Source organism: Kitasatospora sp. NPDC047058, assembly GCF_040643935.1.
In the GTDB taxonomy this organism is placed as follows: Bacteria; Actinomycetota; Actinomycetes; order Streptomycetales; family Streptomycetaceae; genus Kitasatospora.
Genome location: NZ_JBEYVJ010000618.1, coordinates 1 through 3,015 on the forward strand (window position 1 = coordinate 1; position 3,015 = coordinate 3,015).

Genomic DNA, 3,015 nt, shown 5'->3' on the forward strand with positions numbered 1-3,015 from the left:
GGGGGGGCCGCCCCCCCCCCCCCCCGGACCGCGCCCGGGCCTGACGGGAGAGATGTTCCCGGAACGCGCCTAACGGTCGGTCAACACCCAGGGCGTCCAGGGCCGTTGATGGCCCGGCGCTCCCGGTCAGCGCTCCCGGTCAGCGCTCCGGGTCCGTGCAGGCGGGGTCGGCGGCGGCCTGGACGAGGTTGCGTTCCAGGCGCTCCAGGGTGCTCAGGGCGGCGGCGCACTCGTCGGCGGAGAGGCCTGCCGTGACGAGTTCCTCCAGCCGGCTCCAGCTCTGCTCGACCTCGCGGCGCAGGGCGTGGCTGGCGGCGGTGGGTTCGACGAGCGAGGCGCGCTTGTCGGTGGGATCGGGGCGGCGCCGGACGAAGCCGGCCTGCTCCAGGCGCTGCACGGTGCGGGTCATGGTGGCGGCGTCGGAGTCCAGCAGCCGGACCAGGTCGGTCTGGCGCCGCGGGCCGAGCTCCCACAGGTGCATCATGACCAGCTCCTGGCCCGGGTGGAGGCCGATGCGGCGCAGCAGTTGCCCGGCGAACATGCGGTGCAGGCGGGCGAGGCGGAAGATCGCGTGGCTGATCGGCCCGCCCCCGGCCGCGGCCGGCACCGGGACGCTGGTCACCTGCCCGGTCCCCTCGGGGCCCTGCCCGGTCTCTCCTGTGGTCCCTGTCATTCCATCCTCACTTCCTGTCTGATCATCCAACCCTACCGTCCGGCACCCGACTCCGGCCGCTCATTCGGGCGCCGTCCCACAGATGCGCAGGTGAACAGTGTGTGATGCAGGTCACATGTCGCTCCGGAATGGGTCGATGCGATTTACTTGTTCGGACAGGTATCGGCTCTGAAGGCCCCGCCCCCCGGGGCCACGGAGCAGCACTCCGAGCAAGGGAACGACCATGACCACCGCATTCGACCCGATCGTCCTGGGCGGCAAGCGCCTGGCCAGCCGCGTCGCGATGGCGCCGATGACCCGCAGCCGCGCGTACGGCCCCGGCGCGGCGCCGACCGACCTGATGGCCACGTACTACGCGCAGCGCGCCGGCGCCGGCCTGATCGTCACCGAGGGCATCCAGCCCTCGCCGGTCGGCCAGGGCTACCCCGACACCCCCGGGCTGCACACGGCCGGGCAGGTGGCGGCGTGGCGGACGGTGACCGACGCCGTGCACCGCGAGGGCGGCGTGATCTTCGCGCAGCTGATGCACACCGGCCGGATCGGCCACCCCAGCCTGCTGCCCGACGGCCTGGTGCCGGTCGCGCCGTCGCCGGTGGCCGCCAAGGGCCAGGTCTTCACCCACGAGGGGCCCAAGGATTACGTGACCCCGAAGGAGCTGGACGAGGCGGAGATCCGGCAGACGGTCGCCGACTTCGCCACCGCGGCGCGCAACGCCGTCGAGGCCGGGTTCGACGGCGTGGAGATCCACGGCGCCAACGGCTACCTGATCCACCAGTTCCTCGCCCCCGGCAGCAACCGGCGCACCGACGACTGGGGCGGCGGCACCGAGGGCCGGATCCGCTTCGCCGTCGAGGTCGCCACCGCGGTGGCCGAGGCGATCGGCGGCCACCGCGTGGGCCTGCGGATCTCGCCCGGGAACCCCTACAACGACATCGCCGAGGAGAACCCGGGCGACGCCTACGAGGCGCTGCTGGAGCGGCTCGGCGGCCTGGACCTCGCCTACCTGCACCTGCTGGAGGGCCCGGACAGCACGCTGACCGCACGCCTGCGCAAGGCCTGGCCGGGCACGTTCGTCCTCAACCCGTTCACCCATCCGGAGGTCACCGGCCCCGACGCGGTGCGGCTGGTCGAGGACGGCAGCGCGGACATGATCGCCTACGGCGCGCTGTTCCTGGCCAACCCCGACCTCCCGGCCCGGCTGGCCGCCGGTGGCCCGTTCAACACCCCGGACCCGGCCACCTTCTACGGCGGCGACCACCGCGGCTACACCGACTACCCCGCCCTCACCTCCTAAGCGGCGCGGCCGCCCCGGCGGCCGCACAGTGAACGCGTGCCCCTCCCCTCGCCCCCTCCCCCCCTGGAGTCCCTGATGTCCCGAGCGATCACCTTCTCCGAGTACGGCGCCCCCGAGGTGCTGCGGCTGTCGGAGGTCACCCCGCCAGAGCCCGGCCCCGGCCAGGTCCGGATCCGGGTGCGGGCCGCATCCGTGAACCCGCTCGACATGAAGATCCGGTCCGGCCTGATGGCCGGCCGCGGCCCGGACGCCTTCCCGGTGATCCCCGGCCTGGACGCGGCCGGCGTCGTCGACGCGGTCGGCGAGGGAGCCGACGCGGCCGTCGGGGACGAGGTCCTCGGCTCCACCGTGGGCGGCGCATACGCCGAGTACGCCCTGTTGGAGCGGCCGGTGGCCAAGCCCGACGCGCTGTCGTGGGAGGTCGCCGCCTCGCTGGTCACGGTCGGCCGGACGGCGTCCCGGGTCCTCGGGCAGCTGGGCGTGCAGGCCGGCCGGACGCTGCTCGTGCACGGCGCCGCCGGCAGCGTGGGCGTCATCGCGGTGCAGCTCGCCGCCGCCCGCGGCATCACCGTGGTCGGCACCGCCGCCGAGCGCGACCTGGAGCGGGTCACCGCGCTCGGGGCCACCGCGGTCCGCTACGGGGACGGCTGGGCGGAACGGGTCGGGGCGGCCGCCCCCGACGGCGTGGACTTCGTCTTCGACGCCTCCGGAGCCGGCGTGCTCCCCGGCTCCGTCGCCCTCGTCGGCGATCCCGGGAAGGTCATCACCATCGCCGACATGGCCGCCGCGCAGCACGGCGTCCGCTTCAGCGCCGGCGGCCCGGAGCAGGGCGGGGACTCCCTGCCGGAGCTGGTCCGGCTGGCCGCCGCCGGCCGGCTCGCGATGCCGGTCTGGCGCACCTACCCGCTGGCGGAGGCCGCCCGGGCCCATGCCGACCTGGAGGCCCACCGCAACCGGGGCAAGGCCGTCCTGCTGCCCTGACGTCCCTTCCCGGTGCCCTTGGGGCGGTTGACGGCGCGGACCCGGCACCGGTCGCGACACACGTCGC

Annotated in this window: 3 protein-coding genes; 2 read left to right on the forward strand and 1 reads right to left on the reverse strand. The window is 74.9% G+C overall.

Translation table 11 applies throughout. The features are described from left to right. Positions 1-139: 139 nt before the first annotated feature. A complete protein-coding gene (locus ABZ885_RS38365) occupies positions 140-673 on the reverse strand; it encodes a MarR family winged helix-turn-helix transcriptional regulator (protein WP_360199404.1) in 534 nt (177 codons plus the stop codon). A 223-nt stretch (positions 674-896) separates the two neighbouring features. Here ABZ885_RS38365 and ABZ885_RS38370 point away from each other — a divergent pair, with 223 nt between their 5' ends. Together ABZ885_RS38370 and ABZ885_RS38375 are read left to right on the forward strand one after the other, a co-directional pair. Further along, positions 897-1,967: an alkene reductase gene (locus ABZ885_RS38370; RefSeq protein ID WP_360199406.1), complete on the forward strand. Its 1,071-nt coding sequence runs from the start codon at positions 897-899 to the stop codon at positions 1,965-1,967. A 75-nt stretch (positions 1,968-2,042) separates the two neighbouring features. Further along, complete coding sequence (locus tag ABZ885_RS38375) at positions 2,043-2,948, forward strand: NADP-dependent oxidoreductase (protein ID WP_360199408.1); 906 nt, start codon at positions 2,043-2,045, stop codon at positions 2,946-2,948. Positions 2,949-3,015 lie beyond the last annotated feature (67 nt).

Coding starts and splice junctions, on each gene's coding strand:
- ABZ885_RS38365 (WP_360199404.1), bottom strand. CDS start 673: ATGACAGGGACCACAGGAGAGACCGGGCAGGGCCCCGAGGGGACCGGG.
- ABZ885_RS38375 (WP_360199408.1), top strand. CDS start 2,043: ATGTCCCGAGCGATCACCTTCTCCGAGTACGGCGCCCCCGAGGTGCTG.
- ABZ885_RS38370 (WP_360199406.1), top strand. CDS start 897: ATGACCACCGCATTCGACCCGATCGTCCTGGGCGGCAAGCGCCTGGCC.